The organism is Serratia sp. CY40230 (assembly GCF_052168835.1).
Taxonomy (GTDB): Bacteria; Pseudomonadota; Gammaproteobacteria; order Enterobacterales; family Enterobacteriaceae; genus Serratia; species Serratia nematodiphila.
Genome location: NZ_JBJNLX010000005.1, coordinates 325330 through 344308 on the forward strand (window position 1 = coordinate 325330; position 18979 = coordinate 344308).

The window sequence follows — 18979 nt, forward strand, 5'->3', positions numbered from 1 at the left end:
GCCCAAAGTGCCCTATTTTTGTTGCCTGCATCAGGCCAGCACGAAATCACCCGCATCCAGCGGCTGTCCCACCACTTTCACCAGGAAATCGCTGCCGTCAAAGGCGCCGCCCAGGTTGATCGCCACGTCACTGACGTGATTTTGCGCATCGTAGCTCAGCGTCGCCTCGCCCGCCTTGCCGCTGAACTGATCGACGAAGCGGATGCCGTCGGCGCTGCCGGTGTTGAACAGCGTCAGATCGATCTTGTCCTCGCCGCGCACGAAGTCGCGGATCCAATCCGGCGCCGCCGCCGTTGACTCTTCCGCCGCGAAATAGACGAAGGTGTCCTTGCCGGCGCCTCCCCACAGCTGATCCGCCCCCTTACCGCCGTACAGCACGTCATCGCCCGCGCCGCCCTTGAGCACGTTATCGGCGGCGTTGCCCACCAGCACATCGTTACCCGACCCGCCGATGGCGTTTTCAATCGTTACGCCGGCAGCGATAGACACGTTGCCTTTCAGGCCGCCGACGTCCGAGAACGCCTTTTCATTCAGGTTGATGCGCTGATTCTGGCCAAAGCCGGAGAAATCGAAAGTGTCGTTGCCGCCGGCGTCCCAGGCGGTGAAGATTATTTTGTCCTGCGCGCCGGTGGCGGTGAGGAAGTCGCGATCGGTGTTGGAATTGAAACCGTAAACCGTATCGCCGGTGCGGGTGTTCATGTTGGCGCCGTAGAAATGCTGGATCGCCGTGATGTCGTTGAGCAACGGCCCGGAAGAGTACGCGCCTTTAAAGTCCTGCCCGGTGTTGCTTTCGCTGAAATAGCTCATCAGGCTGTGCGCGCGGCTGTCCTCAAAGTAGGTCGCGTCTTTAGCGTAGGTGATGCTGACGCCCGGTGCGGCGTTATAGTCGCCCGGGTGCTGCAGCCCCAACGCATGGCCGATTTCATGGGTGAAGGTCTGGCGACCGTACTCGTTCTCATGGATCTGGTTGTTGACGAAGGTGTGGTTCTTGGCGTTATACCAGGTCTGCCCGGCGACCGAAGGCGAGGTGTCCGGGTTATATGCGAAGGCATAGGAGCCGCGCGAGCTGTAGTCGAACAGGCCGAATTTGATGTTGGCGGCGGCAGTGTTGCTGGTTTCGGTGAAGGTGATGTTAGCCACGTCTGACCATGACTGCAGCGACAGTTTAGCCTGCTCGCGCTGTTCGGCGTTAAAGCTGCTGAAGCCGCTGATGCCCATGCTCGACATGTTGCCCGGCGCCTTTTCCCAGAAGCTGTAGGTCAAAGAGACCGGCGTGTCGGTCACGCCCTTGTCGTGCCAACTGCGATCGCCGCGCACCAACTCCAGGCCGGCGTTTTCGAACGTTTTCGACGGATGAAGCACGGTAATGGTGTCGTCTTCATCGGGTTTATAAGCGCCCAGCAGGGCTAATACGCCTTCGGCCTTAACGGAAGCATTGCTTGATGACATAACCTTATCTCCATATTCGTCAATTCAATCGGGGGGATGCCCCAACTGGCGGATTGCCTGAACGGCAGCGGCCCGGTGTTGAATCAATACGGGGATATCGGTAATGCGATGGCGCCTTCCCTCGGCACTCTGAATGAGAACGATAATCCCTTAAGAGAAAAGAATAGACACATTTTCACCGATTACAGAATTTTCTTAGATAAAGTACGGCTATGCATTTGCGCCACACGAATGATTTTCAAGGCAATAATCAGCACTATCACGATAAGCGAAAAAAAATGCATAAAAAAACCGGGGCAATCCAACCCCGGTTATCCATAAGATACTCTGGACTCAGACTAACCAACCAAGCAGCAGCGTCGCACCGATGACCGTGGAAGCGCCGCCGATGCGCGTGGCGATTTGGGCGAACGGCATCAGCCCCATGCGGTTCGACGCCGACAGGATCGCCACGTCACCGGTGCCGCCCAGGCCACTGTGACAACAGGTGACAATCGCCGCTTCCACCGGAAACATCTTCAGGTAAGGCGCAATCAGGAAACTGACCAGCCCCATCGACAGCACCACCGAGCCGCAGACCACCACATAACCGACCGAGAACACCGCCACCACGCTTTCCAGCGGCACGTACAGCATGCCCAGACCGATCATCAGCGGCCACACCAGCGCGGTGGAGACGAACTTGTAGAAACTGTGCGCGCCGGTTTCCATCGAAGCCGGGATCACCCGGCAGTACTTGCACAGCACCGCGAACAGGATCATCAGCACCGGGCCGGGAATATGCACGATGTGTTCGAACAGGCCGCCGACGATAAAGAAGGCGCAGATCACCAACAGCCCGCCGCCCATCAGTTGAAAATCGACGTTGCCGCCTTGCTCCTTGATGGCGAACATCGCGTTCTCCTGCGCCGAACGGATCAGCATGCCGTCGCCGCTCAGCGCCTTGCGCTGCATACCGATGCGCGCCAGCACCCCGGCGGTCACGATGGCGAAGATGTTGCCCAGCACCGCCGCCGGCGCCAGCTGCGCGACATAGACGTCCGGCGTCGAGCCCAGGATCGCCGAATAGGCCAGCGACAGCGGTAAAATCCCCTCGCCGATGCCGCCGCCGATGATCGGCACGATGATGAAGAAGAAGGTGTGATAGAAGGTAAAGCCGAACAGCTTGCCCACCAGCAGCCCGGTGATCACCGCCGTGATCGTGCCCACCACCAGCGGCACGAACATGCGAATCATCCCCTGGATCAGGATCACCCGGTTCATGCCGAGAATGCTGCCGACCACCAGACTGGCGATGACGAAATAGAGCAGGTTGGCGTCTTTCATCAGCAGATGGACGGTGCCCATGACGTTAGGCTGGAAGACATTGAAATAGACCAGCACCGACGGCACCATCAAACACAGAATGGCCGGCCCGCCGATATCGCGCAGCACGGGAATACTTTTTCCCAACTGCGCCAGCGCGAAGCCCAGCGTCATTATCACCGCCAGGCCGCCGATCATATTCTTCGGCAGGAAGTTGGCGTAGGCGGAAATCGCTACGATCGCGCAAATCGTGATAAACAAGGCGATCGGTACCGCGCCGATATCCATTTGACGAAGTTGATTAATTAACCCTGAGGATTGGGACGATGCCGTATTTTTATCACAGGCCAGTTCTGCATTTATCTGTTTCATTATTCACCCTGCTGACAAGCGTACAGTACGGTTAGATTCACCTGGCGCAAAAACTCTGCCATAGCCAAGCAAAAACAAATGATTACGAAAAATCCTATTGTGGATTTCGCTTTTTCTAATAAGAAATAAAACAGTAGACAGCCCTGACAATATGATAAAAAATAAAAATGCAAAACTAGATTACGCCGGCGAAATTCAATATTGTGACCCTCCGCCAAGGTTGGTTTTAATTAATTATCGTCAGCATTTTGTAATTAAAGTAAGCAGGCTTAAATTCGCTGCTATGCTATAGGAGGGCGAAAAAGCCCCCTGTTTTATTAATAAAGAACCGGAAACGCATTAGCTGAATCCGGTCAGCTTGATCCGAATCTCAATCCTGCGCGCGGCACCGCACGGGAAAGAGGCATAATATGACTCATAAGGAAGTAGAATATGTCTTCACGCGCTGTTACCCCACAAACCCTCGCTCGCTACGGCATCCATCAGGCCGCCGACATCGTCTATAACCCCAGTTATGAATTGCTGTTCGCCGAAGAGACCCGCGCCGACCTGCCGCCGCTGGAGCGCGGCACCCTCACCCAACTGGGCGCGGTCAACGTCGCGACCGGCGAATTTACCGGCCGTTCGCCGAAGGACAAATACATCGTGCGCGACGACACCACGCGCGATACCGTCTGGTGGTCGGACAATGGCACCGGCAAGAACGACAACCAGCCGCTCTCGCCGGAAGTCTGGCAGCATCTGAAGACGCTGGTGGGCAATCAGCTCTCCGGCAAGCGTCTGTTCGTGGTGGACGCGTTCTGCGGCGCCAACGCCGACACGCGTCTGAAAGTGCGCTTCATCACCGAGGTGGCCTGGCAGGCGCACTTCGTGAAAAACATGTTTATCCGCCCGAGCGACGAAGAGCTGGCTGACTTCGAGCCGGACTTCGTGGTGATGAACGGCGCCAAATGCACTAATCCGGACTGGCAGCAGCAAGGGCTGCACTCGGAGAACTTCGTCGCCTTCAATCTGAGCGAGCGCATGCAGTTGATCGGCGGCACCTGGTACGGCGGCGAAATGAAGAAAGGCCTGTTCTCGATCATGAACTATCTGCTGCCGCTGCAGGGCATCGCGTCGATGCACTGCTCGGCCAACGTCGGCGAGCAAGGCGACGTGGCGGTATTCTTCGGCCTGTCCGGCACCGGCAAAACCACCCTCTCCACCGATCCTAAGCGTCAGCTGATCGGCGATGACGAGCACGGCTGGGACGACGACGGCGTGTTCAACTTCGAAGGCGGCTGCTACGCCAAAACCATCAAGCTGTCGCCGCAGGCGGAGCCGGAAATCTATCAGGCGATCCGCCGCGATGCGCTGCTCGAAAACGTCACCGTGCTGGCCGACGGCAGCATCGACTTCGACGACGCCAGCAAAACCGAGAACACCCGCGTCTCTTACCCGATTTATCACATCGAGAACATCGTCAAGCCGGTGTCCAAAGCCGGCCACGCGCGCAAAATCATCTTCCTGACCGCCGACGCCTTCGGCGTGCTGCCACCGGTATCGCGCCTGACGCCGGAGCAGACCCAATACCACTTCCTGTCCGGCTTCACCGCCAAGCTGGCCGGCACCGAACGCGGCATCACCGCGCCGACGCCGACCTTCTCCGCCTGCTTCGGCGCCGCGTTCCTGACGCTGCACCCGACGCAGTACGCCGAAGTGCTGGTGAAACGCATGGAGGCCGCCGGCGCCCAGGCTTACCTGGTGAACACCGGCTGGAACGGCAGCGGCAAGCGTATCTCGATCAAAGATACGCGCGGCATCATCGACGCCATTTTGAATGGCGACATTGAGCAGGCCGAGACCTTCACGCTGCCGATCTTCGGGCTGAACGTGCCGACCGCACTGCCGGGCGTCGATCCGTCGATCCTCGATCCGCGCAAAACCTACGCCGACGAATCGCTGTGGCAGGAGAAGGCGCAGGATCTGGCGCAGCGCTTTATCGACAACTTCGCCAAATATACCGTCACCCCGGCGGGCGAAAAGTTGGTGAAGGCCGGGCCTAAGCTGTAAAGCAACCAGGGCGCCGCAGCGCCCTTCATACCTGTCTGCAAGGGCCGAACCCTCGGCCCTTTTCTCACGCCGCCGACGGCACGAAAACGCCGCGAAAACGCATGTTGCCAGAGGCAAGCCGCTCATAAGCCTCCGTGGCTTGATCCAGCGTGAAAGTCTCGACCATCGGCTTCACTTTGCCTTTCGCCGCCAGGTTCAGCACCTCACTCAGGTAGTGCTGCCCACCGTGGGTCGATCCGATCACCCGCTGACGCATCATATGGAACGGCACACCTTCGGAAGAGATCGCGAACGGTTTGCTGAAGTCCAGCCCGCACAGCACCACGCGGCCATCGACCCGCAAGCCGCTCATCGCCTCCTGCGCGGCGTCGAAGTCATTGGTGGTCACCAGCAGAATGTCCGCGCCGCCGTTCTCCCGCAGCGCCTGGCCGGAGGCGACGATGCGATCGGCGCCCAGTTGCTTCGCCAGCGCGTGCTTGTCCGACGAATGGGTGATGGCAACGGTATCGAAACCGCAGGCTTTCGACAGTTGCAACGCGACGTGCCCCAGCCCGCCAATGCCTAACACCGCCACCGTCTCATGCGGCAGCGGCGCCGCGTCGCGCAAGCCGCTCCAGGTGGTATACCCCGCACACATCATCGGCGCGGCGTCGATGTAAGACAGCCCGTCCGGCAGCAACACCGTGCCTTCAGCGGCGATGGCGATATACTCGGCGTGGCCGCCCTGGGCGGCAAAACCGGTGGTGCGCGGCGCCGGGCAGCTCATCGCCGTTTGCCCGGTTAGCGGCCGATTCTCGCGGCAGTACGGGCAGCGTCCGCAGGCCGATTGCACCCAGGTGGTGCCGACGCGATCGCCAATCTGCCGCGTATGCACGCCGGCCCCCACCTCAACCACTTCCCCCACCACTTCATGGCCGGGCGTTTGCGGATAAATATCGCCGCCATATCCTTGCGTCGCCCATACGTCGGTATAACACATGCCCGAGGCGTGCACTTTGACCAGGACCTGCCCCGGTTCCGCCCGGGGCATCGGTACCTGTCTGATTTCCCAGGGCCGATTGGCGCCGGTCATAACCACCGCTTTCATCTTCTTTTCCATCATCAACTCCTCGCAGCAGGGTGGCGCCCGGCGGTTGCCCGGCGTCTCCTCATGAGCGTAAGGCAGGCTCCACGCCGCAACAATGCAGGCGAACCTCACTGTGGAGATGAAGGCGGCTCACTAATTGGCGTAGCCAAAAGCAGAACGCGAACGCATTAGGACTGCGCCGCGCGCAGATACTCGATCAACGCCTTCAGCGCGCCCGACACGTGGCGATGGCCGGAGTAGTAGAGGCACAGCCCCGGATAAGCCGGACACCACGCGTCCAGCGCGCGCTCCAGACGCCCGTCGTGCAGCGCTTCCAGCGCCAAATGTTCAGGAACGAAAGCGATGCCGATACCGTCGATGGCGGCGTCCACCATCAGAGGCTGATCGGTCAGCGTCAGCGAGCCGGTAACGCCGATCGACTCGCTCACGCCATCACGTTCGAATTCCCAGCGGTAAATCGTGCCGCTGTCGAAGCGAAAGCGGATGCAGTTATGACGCAGCAAATCCTGCGGCGTCGCCGGGCGCCCATGGACGGCGAAATAGCCGGGCGCGGCGATGGCGGCGAAACGCACGGGCGGGCTGACGCGCATCGCGATCATGTCCTGCGGTACGGCTTCCGCCAGCCGAATGCCGGCATCAAACCCCTCGGCGACGATATCGCTCAGCTTGCCGTCGCAGACGATGTCCAGATGGATATGGGGGTACTCGCGCAGGAAATCGGCCAGCAACGGACGCAATACCAGCCTGACTGCCCCTTCGCTGGCGTTGATGCGTACGGTGCCGCTCGGCGTGGCGCGCCATTCATCCACTTCATGCAGCGCCTGCGAAATAGACGACAGCGCCGGGCGCAGCTGCGCCGCCAAACGCTCACCCGCTTCGGTCAGCGCCACGCTGCGCGTGGTGCGGTTGAACAGCCTCACCCCAAGCCGCTGTTCCAGGTTTTTTATCGAGTGGCTGACCGCCGACGGCGTCACCTCCAGCTCCACCGCCGCCGCGTGAAAGCTGCGATGGGTGGCGACGGCCAGAAAAACGGTCAAGGCGAACAGATCGCCCTGTTTGAACGGGTAAGCAGCATTCATGGGGGCATCGCCAAATAGTGACATAAATTGAACAATTAACATGCCACAGATGAATGCGGCTCACAATGCGGCGCAATCCGCGTTTTCGCCGCGCAGCAACCCCGGCATCACCAGCGCCACCGCCGCCGCGATGCGTTCGTCGATCGCGCTGCCCGGCGGCAGCAGCCCCAACGTCATCTGGCGCAGCGGTTCGGCGATGGTCATCGCCAGCAGCAGATCGCTGGTTTGCGCCCAGTCGCGCGCAAGCAACCAGCCGTATTGCTGCTGGCGCCGCAGCCAATCCGCCACCGTCGCTCGCCCGCGCTGAATGCCGTTGCGCTGGTAGCTGTCCAGCAGCGCCTCACGCCCCGGGAAATCGCTCTGCAGCAGCCGGAACATGCCCACCGCTTCGGCGCTCAGCACCTGCTGCGCCACCGCTTTCAGTCCCGTTTCCAACAGCGGCGCAACCGCCTCCCGTCGCCCGGCATCCTGTGCGAAGGCCGGCTGAAACGCCTCGGTCCAGCCGCTCACCGCCTGCGCCACCAGCTCATCGCGATTGGCGGCAAAGCGATACAGGGTTTTTTTAGCTACCCCGGCGCGTTTCGCCACCGCATCCACCGTTGCCGCGGCGTATCCGCCGTCGAGCAGCAGCGCCAGCGTCGCCTGCGTCAGCGCGGCGCGCAGCGCCGTTTCCGGCGTGGCAGGCCGGCCGCGAGCGCGCAGCGGTTCTTCATTCAGGTTCGCCATAATTGTTCCTCACAAGCGTTGACAGACTCAGCATAACGGCATAGCTTTATTTTGGAAACACATATCGTTTCCAAAATAAAACAGGAACCCATTATGACACATCCTTCCCTGCTGGCGCCCTGGGGCGTCAACGATATCAACGAGTTGCTCAGGCCCGAACCGCTGCGGCTGGAAATGGGGCTGAGCCGCAGCGCCGACGGCCTGCTCACCGTAGCGGTTCGAACCGATCTGCACGGTTGTAAAGGGCGCATGCTGGACTGGTGGTTCACCTTCTTCGAGAACACCCAGCACATCAACTGGTGGCACCCGCACGATCACGTCGAACATCGCGGCTGGGATCGCCACTGGAAAAAAGGGGAAAGCTACGTCGGCGCCAGCATCGAAGCGGTCGAATGGCTGGCGGAGCTGCCGCCGGTTGCGGCGCGCCTCAAGTTTCACGCCGCCGAGGACTTCTTCGCGCCGCAGCCGCTGCGCCAGGCGCGCGACGCGCAGGCAATCTCCGCCGCCGTTTGCGCGCGCGTCGGCTTCGGCGATCAGGTGGCGTTGGATGACAACGGCGATCCCTGTGACGGCGAGATGCTGCATCTGGTACGTGATACGCCCTATGGATGCGTGCTGCGCAGCCGCTTCCTGCTGGGTAAAGCCTGCGCCAACGCCCACGACGAACTGGCGGACGACATCGGGTTTAACCTGATGCGCCACTGCTACAACGAGTTCAGCTATCTGGCGCAGTTCCTGCCGTCGCTGTACTACGCCGAAAATGGCCGTGAGCCGGCGCCGTTGCTCTGGTAATCGCCCTGTGGAGGCCTGTTATTTTTTCGCGATATGGCTATAGTGATTTTCATCGTTTCCCCCGCGCTGATGACGGAGAAATCATGCAAAATCCACGCTATAGCGGCGGCTGCCTGTGCGGGCATATTCGCTTTCAGGCACACGGCCTGCCAGGCAACCCGCACAGCTGTTCCTGCGATTTTTGCCGCCGCCACTCCGGCGCGCCAACGCTGTGTTGAGTCGAATTCCCGCGTCAGGCCGTCGAGTGGAACGGCCCTGGCGGCATGCCCGCGCTGTACCGCTCCTCCCTCTACTCCAGCCGCGCCTTTTGCCCGCGCTGCGGCAGCACGCTGGGAGCGGTAGACGACGAACCGACGGTGGCGCTGGCCACCGGCAGCTTCGACCACGCCGATCTGCCGGAGCTGAGCCCGGTATCGCACGCTTTCGCCGATGTGTGCCCCGGATGGTGGCGCATCGACGGCATGCGCTGAGCGCCTCACAGTTCCCGCTGAAATCAATTGATTGTTTTGTCGTATAAATTTAGAACAGATGAACAATAATTCAAAAGTATGGGAACGGGGATGAATCAACAGACTCTCGACGCGCGCCGCTCGCGTCAGGCGTTGCTGGCCGGATCGGTCGGCAACTTTATCGAATGGTATGAGTTCGGCGTATACGGGTTCCTGGCCACCGTTATCGCCGCCAATTTTTTCACCCTGCAGGGTGAAAATGAAATCACCAGCCTGATCCTCACCTACGCCGCCTTTGCGCTGGCGTTTTTCTGCCGACCGATCGGCGCGGTGATCTTCGGCCGCATCGGCGATCGCATCGGCCGCCGGCCGACGCTGATTGCGGTTCTGCTGCTGATGACGCTGGCCACCGCGCTGATCGGCGTCATGCCGACCTACGCTTCGATCGGCGTCGCCGCCCCACTGCTGCTGACGCTGCTGCGCATGTTTCAGGGGTTGTTCGCCGGCGGCGAATTCGGCGGCGCGGTATCGCTGATGACCGAGTTTGCTCCCAAGGGCAAGCGCGGACTGTTCGGCGCCTGGCAATCGCTGACCGTCGCGCTCGGCCTGTTGGCCGGCGCCGGACTGGTGGCGCTGCTGGCCGCGCTGCTCAGCGCACAGCAGTTGCATGACTGGGGCTGGCGTATTCCCTTCCTGCTGGCGTTGCCGATGGGCGCCGTGGCGCTGTGGCTGCGGCTCAAGCTCGAGGAAACGCCCACGTTCACCCAGGCGCAGCAACGTGCGGAACACGCCGCCCCACCGCCGGAAGCGAAGCTGGGCGGCGTGGTGAAAACCATTCTGATCGGCATCGGCCGCATGATGGGTTGGTCGGCCGCCGGCTATACCTTCCTGGTGGTGATGCCTTCCTATTTGCAAACCTCGCTGCACGCCACCTTCCAACAGGCGCTGGTGGCGACGGTGCTGGCCAACGTCGGTTTCGCCCTGACCATTCTGCCGGCGGGCATCATCAGCGACAGGCTGGGACGAAAAACGGTGATGCTGACGGCGGTGGCGGCGGTGATCCTGTTTACCTTTCCGCTGCTGCACCTGTTGCAGGATGCGCAAAGTTCACTGTGGGTCAAAGGGCTGGCGGTCATGATCGCCGGCGCCGTAGTCGGCCTGCTGGCCGGTCCCGGCCCGGCGATGCTGGCGGAGATGTTCCCGACCCGGGTGCGTTATACCGGTTTGGGGCTGGCTTACTCACTTTCCAATGCGGTGTTTTCCGGCTCGGCCGGGTTGATTATCACCGGCCTCATCAAACAGACCGGCAATATCGATATTCCCGCCTACTACGTGGTCGCCACGTCGGTGGTCAGCCTGTTTGCGCTGATGACGCTGCGCCGTGACGATCACCTGCGTTCGCTGAACGAACGTTAATCTCGCTACAGGGGGCGACGCCGCCCCCTCAGCGCGCCGCGGCGCGGCGTTCGGCGCTGAAGCCGCGCTTTGCACTGCCCCAGGCAATGCTCCACCCCACCAGCACCAGGACAAAAGCCATCCACGGGATGGCGTTAGCGCCGACGTTTGCCAGCAGAACTCCGCCCAACGCGCCGCTGACGGCGAAAGCCAGATTAAAGAAAGTGACCAGCAGCGACTGGGCGAGATCGGCATGCTCACCCGCTGCATCCGCCAGTGATGTCTGCAACAGCGTTGGCGCACCGCCGAAACTCAATCCCCATGCCGCCATGCCAACGTAAACCGCCCCGACGGGCAAACCGTTCACGCCAAACGCCAGCGCCACCAACGCGAAGGCCGCCAGGCTGAACAGCACCAGCGTACGCAGCCAGCGATCCACCCATAAGCCGGTCAGCGCAATGCCCGCAACGGCGGCGATGCCGAACGCCAACAGCGCCAAATCCACCCTGGCCGCCAGGCCGCGCGCGGCAAGATAGGGCGCAAGATAGGTATACAGCGTGTAATGAGCCAGGATCCAACACGCCAATACGACAAGGATAGGCCGCACGCCGGGAAGACAGAAAACCTCACGCAAACGCGCATTACCTGGCGTTCGGCGACCGTAAAATTCGGGCAGCGTCAGCCGGATCCACACTAGCAGCAACGCGCTCAAGCTCGCCAGCACGGCAAAAATCCAGCGCCAATCCAACAGTTCGCCAAGCCAGGCGCTCATCGGTACGCCCAACGCCAACGCCAGCGGGATCCCCAGCATGGCGATCGCCATCGCCCGCCCTTGCAATGAGACGATGGCCAGGCGGCGCGCGTAACCCGCGAGCAGACTCCACGTCACCCCGGTAGCGATGCCGACCAAAAAGCGCGCCCCCAGCGTCACGCCAAAACAGGGTGACAACGCCGTCACCGCGTTGCAGATCAAAAAGATGCCGATCGCCATCAGCAGCAGTCGGCGACGCGGCCACCCGCCCAGCGCCAACGTCAGCGGGATCGCCGCCGCCCCGGCGCCCAGCGCGCACAACGTCACCATTTGCCCCGCCCACGCCTCACTGATGCTCATGCCTCGGGCTATCTGCGGCAGCATGCCGGCCGGCACAGTCTCATTAGCGGTCGCGATGAAGCTGCTCATCGTCAGCGCCAGCAATGCTTTCAGCGGCGGCAGCGCGCCATGCGCATTATCGCTATCGGTGGAAACAGAGTGAACATTCATTACCAACAACTCCCATGGTCAATTGCAGAGTCATCAGCGTCTCACCTTGCATACGGATTGATAATTGGCCTACCATTTGAATTATTTTCAAATCCAGATTGATAAAAATGGCAACGGACAGACTGGGTGACATGCGTTTATTTGCCGAAGCGGCGGCATCGGGCAGCCTTTCTGCCGCCGGCCGTAAACTCGGCCTTTCCCCCGCCGCCGCCAGCGCGCGGTTGTTCAAGCTGGAAGCGGCGCTGCACAGTAAACTCTTCGATCGCACTACTCGCCGCCTGCGTCTCACTGAAGAAGGGCGCATTTATCTGCAACACTGCACCCTCGCGTTGCAGGCGATTGCCGACGGCGAGGCGGCTCTGCAGGCCAGCCAAAGCGGCGTGTGCGGTAAACTTCGCCTCTCGGCCTCCGCCGATTTCGGGCGCAACCTTCTCAATCAGTGGATTGAAGAATTTTGCGCCGAACACCCCCGGCTGCAGATCGCGCTGACACTGTCGGACTCCCTATCCAACCTGCTGCAGGACGATCTGGATATCGCCATTCGTTTCGGCGCGCCGCGCGAAGAAACGCTCATCGCGCGGCGCCTGGCCGCCAGCCGACGCGTGCTGTGCGCCTCTCCGGCGTATCTGGCGCAATATGGCGAGCCGCGCACGCCGGCCGATCTCACCGGCCATCGTTTTATCGTACTGGTGACCGCAGCCGGCCCGCTGAATACGTTCCATTTCTCCCTGGACGGCCAGGCCTGGAGCCACACGGTGCCGCTGGAGAGCGCCTGGGAGACCAATGACGGCGCGCTGGCGCGCCAGTGGGCTTTAGCGGGGCACGGCATCGCGCGTAAAACCATCTGGGATGCGGCAGACGATATCCGCAGCGGGCGTCTGAAAGTCATTCTTCCCGACTTCACCCCGCATGAAGCCGGGATCTACGCCGTGTTTCGCCGCTCGCCCTATCAGCCGCCGCGCGTGCGCCTGCTGTTGGATTTCTTGATCGCCCGCTTTGCGGCCGCCAGCCAATCGCCGCCGTTTCATGTCCCCCCGCAGGATGAGTAACCACGCTCGTTAATCCGCGTCTCTGCGTGAGAAACATCACAAATCAATAATGTTAACGTTAACTTTTGTGATTAACATCGCATGTGTGATATCGGACAGCTTCATCCCTTCGCGAGTTAACGTTAACAATAAAGCTGATTTCACTCACCGGGACCTTATCCATGAACCGCGAAACGAAAAAATATTACGTGCTGCTCAGCGGCCTGCTGTTCTTCTTTTTCTTCACCTGGTCTTCCAGCTTTTCACTGATCTCACTCTGGCTGAATCAGAAGATCGGTCTTAAAGGCGCCGAGACCGGCCTGATCTTCTCCGCTATCTCGCTGGTGGCGCTGTGCGCACAGCCGCTGTACGGGTTTATTCAGGACAAACTTGGGCTGCGCAAGCACCTGCTGCAGTTTCTCGGCGTGATGCTGCTGCTGACCGGCCCGTTCTTTATCTACGTTTACGCCCCGCTGCTGGCGAGCAGCCTGCCGCTGGGTGCGTTGGTCGGCGGGCTGTTCATCGGTGCCACTTTCTTCGCCGGCATCGGCGCGCTGGAATCTTATACCGAGCGCGTCAGCCGCATCAGCGGTTTCGAGTTCGGCCGCGCCCGCATGTGGGGCTCGCTCGGCTGGGCCAGCGCCACCTTTCTGGCCGGTTTTATCTTCAATATCGATCCGAACATCAATTTCTGGCTGGCCTCCGCCGCCGCCGTGGTGTTCCTGGTGCTGCTCAGCCAGGTGCGCGAGCTGAAGCCGAACGCCATGGCCGGCCTGGCGTTTGGCAAACCGGAGAACCTGCGGCTGCAGGACGCGCTGGCGCTGCTGCGCATGCCGGGCTTCTGGGCGTTGGTGGTGTTTGTGCTCGGCATCAGCGTATACAACGTTTTCGATCAGCAATTTTCGGTCTACTTCGCCTCACAGTTCGCGTCACGCGAACAGGGCAACGAGATGTACGGTTTTCTCAACTCGCTGCAGGTCTTCCTCGAAGCCGGCGGTATGTTTCTGGCTCCGCTGTTGGTGAACCGCATCGGCGCCAAGCAGGGGCTGTTGCTGGCGGGCAGCGTGATGGCGCTGCGCATGTTCGGCTCCGGCTTGGTCAGCGGCGCCTTGATGATCTCCGCCATGAAACTGCTGCACGCCGTAGAGTTGCCGATCCTGCTGATCGCTATCTTCAAATACATCGCCAGCCGCTTCGACAGCCGCCTCTCCTCCACGCTGTACCTGGTGGGCTTTCAGTTCATCACCCAGGTGATGGCCAGCTTCCTGTCGCCGCTGGCGGGCTACGGTTATGACCGCATCGGCTTTGCCGACACCTATCTGCTGATGGGCTGCGCGGTCGCCGCCACGACGCTTGTTTCCTGTTTCCTGCTGCGCGGCGAACGTTCCGCCACGGCAGCGCCCTTTCCATCCGCCATTAAATCAAGTGAGTCTGTCCAATGAACACTGCCTTAGCTCAAGCCGACCATGCGGTCGAGGCCCTGCGCGCAGAGCGCCGAGATGATTACTACCCGCAGTTCCATCTCGCGCCGCCCGCCGGCTGGATCAACGATCCCAACGGCCTGATCTGTATTGACGGCGTCTATCATGCCTTCTTCCAGCATCACCCCTATAGCGAACACTGGGGGCCCATGCACTGGGGGCACGCGACCAGCCGCGATCTGATCCGCTGGCAGCACCAGCCCATCGCCCTGGCACCCGATGCGTCCTATGACCAAGACGGTTGCTTTTCCGGCTGCGCCGTGGATGACAACGGCGTGCTGACGCTGATTTACACCGGCCACGTGTGGCTGGGCGAGCCCGGCGACGACAGCCAGGTGCGGGAAGTGCAATGTCTGGCCACCAGCGAAGACGGCATACGCTTCGTCAAGCACGGGCCGGTGCTGGCCCCGCCGGACGGCATTCAGCATTTCCGCGATCCGAAAGTCTGGCGCGAGAACGGCGAATGGTGGCTGGTGGTCGGCGCTAAAGAAAACGGCCTGGGCCAGGTACGCCTGTACCGTTCTGCAGACCTGCGCGCCTGGCGCTTCGATCGGGTGCTGGCCGGCGCGCAAACGGCGCATCAAGGGTATATGTGGGAATGCCCGGATGTCTTCCCGCTGGGGGAACAACACCTGCTGCTGTTCTCGCCGCAGGGCCTGGCGGCGCAGGGCTACCGCTACCGCAATCGCTTCCAGAGCGGCTATCTGCTCGGCCATTGGCGGCCGGACGGCGACTTTACGGTAACGCAGCCCTTCTGCGAGCTGGATGCCGGCCACGATTTCTATGCGCCGCAGACCTTCACCGCCGCCGACGGCCGCCGGCTGCTGTTTGCCTGGATGGATATGTGGGAATCACCGATGCCCAGCAAAGCGCACCGTTGGGCCGGCGCCCTCACCCTGCCGCGCGAGCTGACGCTGGCCGCCGACGGCAGCGTTCGCATGAACCCGGCGCGTGAACTGGCGGCGCTGCGCCGAGAATCGCACTCGTTTTTGGCGCAGACGCTCACCAATCAGCATTTGCCGCTGGCGAACGATGTGCAGGAACTCACTCTGACATTGAGACCGGCCGACAACGACGCCGAGCGTTACGGGCTGGCCATCGGGAGTGCAGCGCGGCTGTTCGTCGATAATCAGGCGCACCGACTGGTACTGGAACGTTTTCATGAAAACCCCGCCCTGAGCACCTGCCGCAGCGTGCCGCTGCCGGAGGGTGACATCCTGTCGCTGCGGATCTTTATCGACCGTTCATCGCTGGAGATTTTCGTTAATCAGGGATTGGCCTGCCTGACCAGCCGCATTTATCCGACGGAGGAGGATCGCCGCCTCAGCCTGTTTGCCGAGGGCGGACGGGCAGAGTTCGAGCCCATCACAGGATGGCAGTTGGCTAGCATCTGGGGATAGTGGGAATGAGCACCGGGCGCGCAGCGACGCACCCGGTGCGGTTACAGCGAACCACGCTCCAACAGCGGGCAAGGCACTTTCACCGTATCACGCTGTTCCCGCTGCTCGATCGCATGCAGCGCCGCAAGGCGGCCCAGCTCGTAGTGCGGCAATTGCACCGTCGTCAACGCCGGCAGGAACAGCTCGCCGATGCCAACCATGTTGTCGTAGCCCAGCACCGCCACCTGTTGCGGTATCCGCCATCCTTGCGCCAGCAATACCTGATACACCAGAAAGGCTATCCGATCGTTCCCGCATACCACGACATCGCAATCGCGCCGGCCGGCAGAGAAATGCCGCGCCAGCAGCGCGACGCAGTCGCGATAGCCTTGATCGCCGCCGCTCAGATCGAGATGATACTGCCGCAGCTGTTCAACATCGCGCCCAGCTTCGCGCCAGGCGCGCTCCAGACCGCGGCGGCGCAGCCCCGCCGCCAGCGTATCCGCCGGTAAATGTATGCACAGCGGCGTACGATAGCCTTTGGCGATCAGCGTGCGCATCGCGTCATACTGGCCTTGCTCGTCATCAGGAATGTAGCTGGCGATCGCATGCGCCGGGCTGACGCAGTTGGCCAGCACCAGCCTTTTGTCCAACAGTTTGGCCGGCACATCCACCTGACGCAGCCCCATGGTGGTGAAGATCACGCCGTCCGGGCGATGCGCCAGCAGCAGATCGACGGTCTGTTCGGCGTTGTCGTCGGCAAACAGATTGACGACGAAGCTGTTCCAGCCGTGCTCGCGCGCGGTTTTTTCAATCGACAGGATCATGTCCACCGAGAACGGCGTCGTGGCGGTGTCCAGCGCCAGCACGCCGAGCGTCTGTACGCGATTTCCGTCACCACGAATACGCCGCGCCGACAGATCCGGCACATAGTCCAACTGGTCGATAGCCTGTTTGACGCGCCGATAGGTTTCCGGCCGCAGCTTGCCGGGCTCATTGATGGCGCGGGACACCGTCATCAACGAGACTCCGGCAAGTTTTGCGACGTCTTTCAGCGAAGCCATGCGCCCTTCTTTATGATTAATGAGGAAAAGTGAATAATCCCATAACCAGGCGCAGGACTCTACTCCGCGTTAGCAGGCTGTGATGTCCGCCCACAGAATAGCGCCGTCGGCCGTCAGCGGCTTCACCTCGCCGCTCACCGCCTGCGCCGTCCACCAGACGCCTTCGCGCGCTCGCAGCTCGCCGCCCCCCGGCAGCGACCAGACCCCGCTCAGCACATACAGCACGCCCGCCCGGTTGGGTAGCAGGCTGACGGGCGCCGTGCTGCGCCGCACCTCGGCCGCCTGCCGGCCGCGGCGCGTCATGATGTTGAAATCCTGACTGGCGCCGCCCAGCAGCGTCGCTTCCAGCGCCACGTCGCCGGAAAACGCGAACGGCTCCCCGACGCGCGCCAACTGATGGTCGATATGCCCAGCGCTGAACAGCCGCACGCCGTCGCCTTCCAGCAGGGTGATCGAACGATCGATGCCCGCAAAGGCGGAAAACGGCCCGTCCTGCGCGATGGTGGCGATGCTGGCGCGCCAGTCAAAATCCTGCGCGCCCGGCGGCCAGCTGACGATTTCGCGGGTTTCCCCACCGCCGTTGCGCCACGGGCTGACCGGCAGCGCGGCGAAGTTAAAACGGGTCAGGCCCATTACGCCTCCTGCTGAAAGGTTTTCAGCACCTGCAGGAACTCGGCGCTGCTCTGCTGCTGCAGCGCGTGCCGTCCCTGCTCGATCACCTGCCGGCCGCCGACGAATACGTCGCGAATTTGCTCTTTGCCGCCGGCGAACAGCCAGCGGTTAAGGATCGAGGCGTCCGGCGCCGCCGCCAGATACGGATCGCCGCCGTCCAGCACCAGCCAGTCGGCGCGATAGCCGCTCTGCAGCCGACCGATCGGCGCGCCGCATGCCTGCGCACCTCCCTGCAGCGCCTGTGAGTACAGCACATTGCCCACCGCCGACTGTTCCGGCGTCGTCAGGCGATTGCGTCGCTGATCGCGCAGCCGCTGGCCGTATTCAAACCAGCGCAGCTCTTCCACCACGTCGAGCGAAACGTGGCTGTCGGAACCGATGCCCCAGCGCCCCTGCTGCTGCAGGTACGCGTCGCCGGGGAAAATACCGTCGCCGAGGTTGGCTTCGGTGGTCAGACACAGGCCGGCCACCGCGCGGCTGCGCGCCAGCGCTTCCAACTCGTCGCGATCCAGATGGGTGGCGTGCACCAGACACCAGCGCTGATCCACCGGCAGATGGTCATACAGCCAGGCCACCGGGCGCTGCCCGCTCCACGCCAGGCAATCGTTCACCTCTTTTTGCTGCTCGGCGATATGAATATGCACCGGCAAGGTGCGATCCGACGCGGCCAAAATCTGCTGCATCTGCCCCAGCTCCACCGCACGCAGCGAGTGGAAACACAACCCCTGATTCTGCAACGGACGATCCCCCAGCTGGCGGGCAATCACCTGCTGCTGGTGCAGATAGCTTTCGGTGTCCTGGATAAAACGTTTCTGCCCCGGCTGGGCCGGCTGCGCGCCGAAACCGGCGTAGCTGTAAAGCACCGGCAGCATCGTCATGCCGATGCCGGCCTGATGCGCCGCCTCGCTGAGGCGGCCGGTCATCTCACCGCGATCGGCGTAAGGCCTGCCGTCGGCGTCGTGATGCAGGTAGTGGAATTCGGCCACCTGGGTGTATCCGCCCTTGAGCATTTCGATATACAGTTGACGGGCGACCACCTCCACCTGCTCCGGCGTCAGACGCTGCACCAGGCGGTACATCAGATCGCGCCAGGTCCAGAAGCTGTCCTGCGGGTTGCCCGCCACTTCCGCCAGCCCCGCCATCGCGCGCTGGAAAGCGTGGGAGTGCAGGTTAGGCATGCCCGGCACCGCGTCGCCGTGCAGCCGGGTGCAGCCTTGCGGTTCAGCGTCGGCGGTAACTTGAGTCAGGTAACCTTGCGCATCGACGTCCAGCCGGACGTTATGCGCCCAGCCCTCAGGGAGCAAAGCGCGTGGGGCAAAATAAGCAGGCATGGCAGTATTCCACGGTTGATGTAACGGTGAATGAGGCGCGGCGATGGCGCGCATTCA

The 18979-nt window shown here is 61.8% G+C and carries 15 protein-coding genes and 1 pseudogene; 7 read left to right on the top strand and 9 right to left on the bottom strand.

What is annotated here, in order from left to right; genetic code table 11:
- Positions 1–30: 30 nt before the first annotated feature.
- Both ACJ8IJ_RS18905 and ACJ8IJ_RS18910 read right to left on the bottom strand, forming a co-directional pair.
- A complete protein-coding gene (locus ACJ8IJ_RS18905; protein ID WP_131164294.1) occupies positions 31–1449 on the bottom strand; it encodes a serralysin family metalloprotease in 1419 nt (472 codons plus the stop codon).
- 333 nt (positions 1450–1782) lie between these two features.
- On the bottom strand, positions 1783–3126 hold the full coding sequence (locus ACJ8IJ_RS18910) for a 2-hydroxycarboxylate transporter family protein (protein ID WP_442518446.1): 1344 nt from the start codon (positions 3124–3126) through the stop codon (positions 1783–1785).
- 432 nt (positions 3127–3558) lie between these two features.
- Between ACJ8IJ_RS18910 and pckA the strand changes: the two genes are divergently transcribed.
- Positions 3559–5178, top strand: coding sequence for a phosphoenolpyruvate carboxykinase (ATP) (pckA, locus tag ACJ8IJ_RS18915; protein WP_015377656.1), 1620 nt, complete (start codon positions 3559–3561; stop codon positions 5176–5178).
- 64 nt (positions 5179–5242) lie between these two features.
- Here the strand turns inward: pckA and ACJ8IJ_RS18920 are convergent, their stop codons facing one another.
- From ACJ8IJ_RS18920 to ACJ8IJ_RS18930, 3 genes are all read right to left on the bottom strand, one after another.
- Positions 5243–6277 carry an alcohol dehydrogenase catalytic domain-containing protein gene (locus ACJ8IJ_RS18920; RefSeq protein WP_442518447.1) on the bottom strand — a complete coding sequence of 345 codons (1035 nt, stop codon included), beginning with the start codon at positions 6275–6277 and terminating at the stop codon, positions 5243–5245.
- Positions 6278–6432: 155 nt separating this feature from the next.
- On the bottom strand, positions 6433–7344 hold the full coding sequence (locus tag ACJ8IJ_RS18925; protein ID WP_131164296.1) for a LysR family transcriptional regulator: 912 nt from the start codon (positions 7342–7344) through the stop codon (positions 6433–6435).
- Positions 7345–7404: 60 nt separating this feature from the next.
- Positions 7405–8070 carry a TetR/AcrR family transcriptional regulator gene (locus ACJ8IJ_RS18930; RefSeq protein ID WP_442518448.1) on the bottom strand — a complete coding sequence of 222 codons (666 nt, stop codon included), beginning with the start codon at positions 8068–8070 and terminating at the stop codon, positions 7405–7407.
- 93 nt (positions 8071–8163) lie between these two features.
- Here ACJ8IJ_RS18930 and ACJ8IJ_RS18935 point away from each other — a divergent pair, with 93 nt between their 5' ends.
- The 3 genes and pseudogenes from ACJ8IJ_RS18935 (at position 8164) to ACJ8IJ_RS18945 (ending at position 10727) form a co-directional block, all read left to right on the top strand.
- Positions 8164–8862 carry a DAPG hydrolase family protein gene (locus ACJ8IJ_RS18935; RefSeq protein ID WP_049239805.1) on the top strand — a complete coding sequence of 233 codons (699 nt, stop codon included), beginning with the start codon at positions 8164–8166 and terminating at the stop codon, positions 8860–8862.
- A gap of 83 nt (positions 8863–8945) precedes the next feature.
- Positions 8946–9332: pseudogene (locus tag ACJ8IJ_RS18940) on the top strand (GFA family protein).
- 90 nt (positions 9333–9422) lie between these two features.
- Complete coding sequence (locus tag ACJ8IJ_RS18945; RefSeq protein ID WP_004941321.1) at positions 9423–10727, top strand: MFS transporter; 1305 nt, start codon at positions 9423–9425, stop codon at positions 10725–10727.
- Between the two features lie 28 nt (positions 10728–10755).
- Here the strand turns inward: ACJ8IJ_RS18945 and ACJ8IJ_RS18950 are convergent, their stop codons facing one another.
- Positions 10756–11967, bottom strand: a complete 1212-nt coding sequence (locus ACJ8IJ_RS18950) for an MFS transporter (RefSeq protein ID WP_442518449.1) — start codon at positions 11965–11967, stop codon at positions 10756–10758.
- Between the two features lie 107 nt (positions 11968–12074).
- Between ACJ8IJ_RS18950 and ACJ8IJ_RS18955 the strand changes: the two genes are divergently transcribed.
- The 3 genes from ACJ8IJ_RS18955 to ACJ8IJ_RS18965 all read left to right on the top strand — a co-directional run bounded on the left by ACJ8IJ_RS18955 (position 12075) and on the right by ACJ8IJ_RS18965 (position 15876).
- Positions 12075–13016 (top strand): LysR family transcriptional regulator, encoded by a 942-nt coding sequence (locus ACJ8IJ_RS18955; RefSeq protein ID WP_033645932.1) that lies wholly within the window; start codon positions 12075–12077, stop codon positions 13014–13016.
- A gap of 161 nt (positions 13017–13177) precedes the next feature.
- Complete coding sequence (locus tag ACJ8IJ_RS18960; RefSeq protein WP_004941315.1) at positions 13178–14437, top strand: MFS transporter; 1260 nt, start codon at positions 13178–13180, stop codon at positions 14435–14437.
- The gene (locus ACJ8IJ_RS18965; RefSeq protein WP_442518450.1) at positions 14434–15876 is read left to right on the top strand and encodes a glycoside hydrolase family 32 protein; all 1443 of its coding nucleotides are present in this window, start codon (positions 14434–14436) and stop codon (positions 15874–15876) included. The genes ACJ8IJ_RS18960 and ACJ8IJ_RS18965 overlap by 4 nt, the downstream gene beginning before the upstream one ends.
- A gap of 41 nt (positions 15877–15917) precedes the next feature.
- On the opposite strand, the gene ACJ8IJ_RS18970 is transcribed toward ACJ8IJ_RS18965, so the two are convergent.
- The 3 genes from ACJ8IJ_RS18970 to ACJ8IJ_RS18980 all read right to left on the bottom strand — a co-directional run bounded on the left by ACJ8IJ_RS18970 (position 15918) and on the right by ACJ8IJ_RS18980 (position 18922).
- Positions 15918–16919, bottom strand: coding sequence for a LacI family DNA-binding transcriptional regulator (locus tag ACJ8IJ_RS18970; protein ID WP_442518451.1), 1002 nt, complete (start codon positions 16917–16919; stop codon positions 15918–15920).
- 69 nt (positions 16920–16988) lie between these two features.
- A complete protein-coding gene (locus tag ACJ8IJ_RS18975) occupies positions 16989–17552 on the bottom strand; it encodes a HutD/Ves family protein (protein WP_049186043.1) in 564 nt (187 codons plus the stop codon).
- Positions 17552–18922: a formimidoylglutamate deiminase gene (locus tag ACJ8IJ_RS18980; RefSeq protein ID WP_442518452.1), complete on the bottom strand. Its 1371-nt coding sequence runs from the start codon at positions 18920–18922 to the stop codon at positions 17552–17554. Before ACJ8IJ_RS18980 ends, ACJ8IJ_RS18975 begins: the two co-directional genes overlap by 1 nt.
- Positions 18923–18979 lie beyond the last annotated feature (57 nt).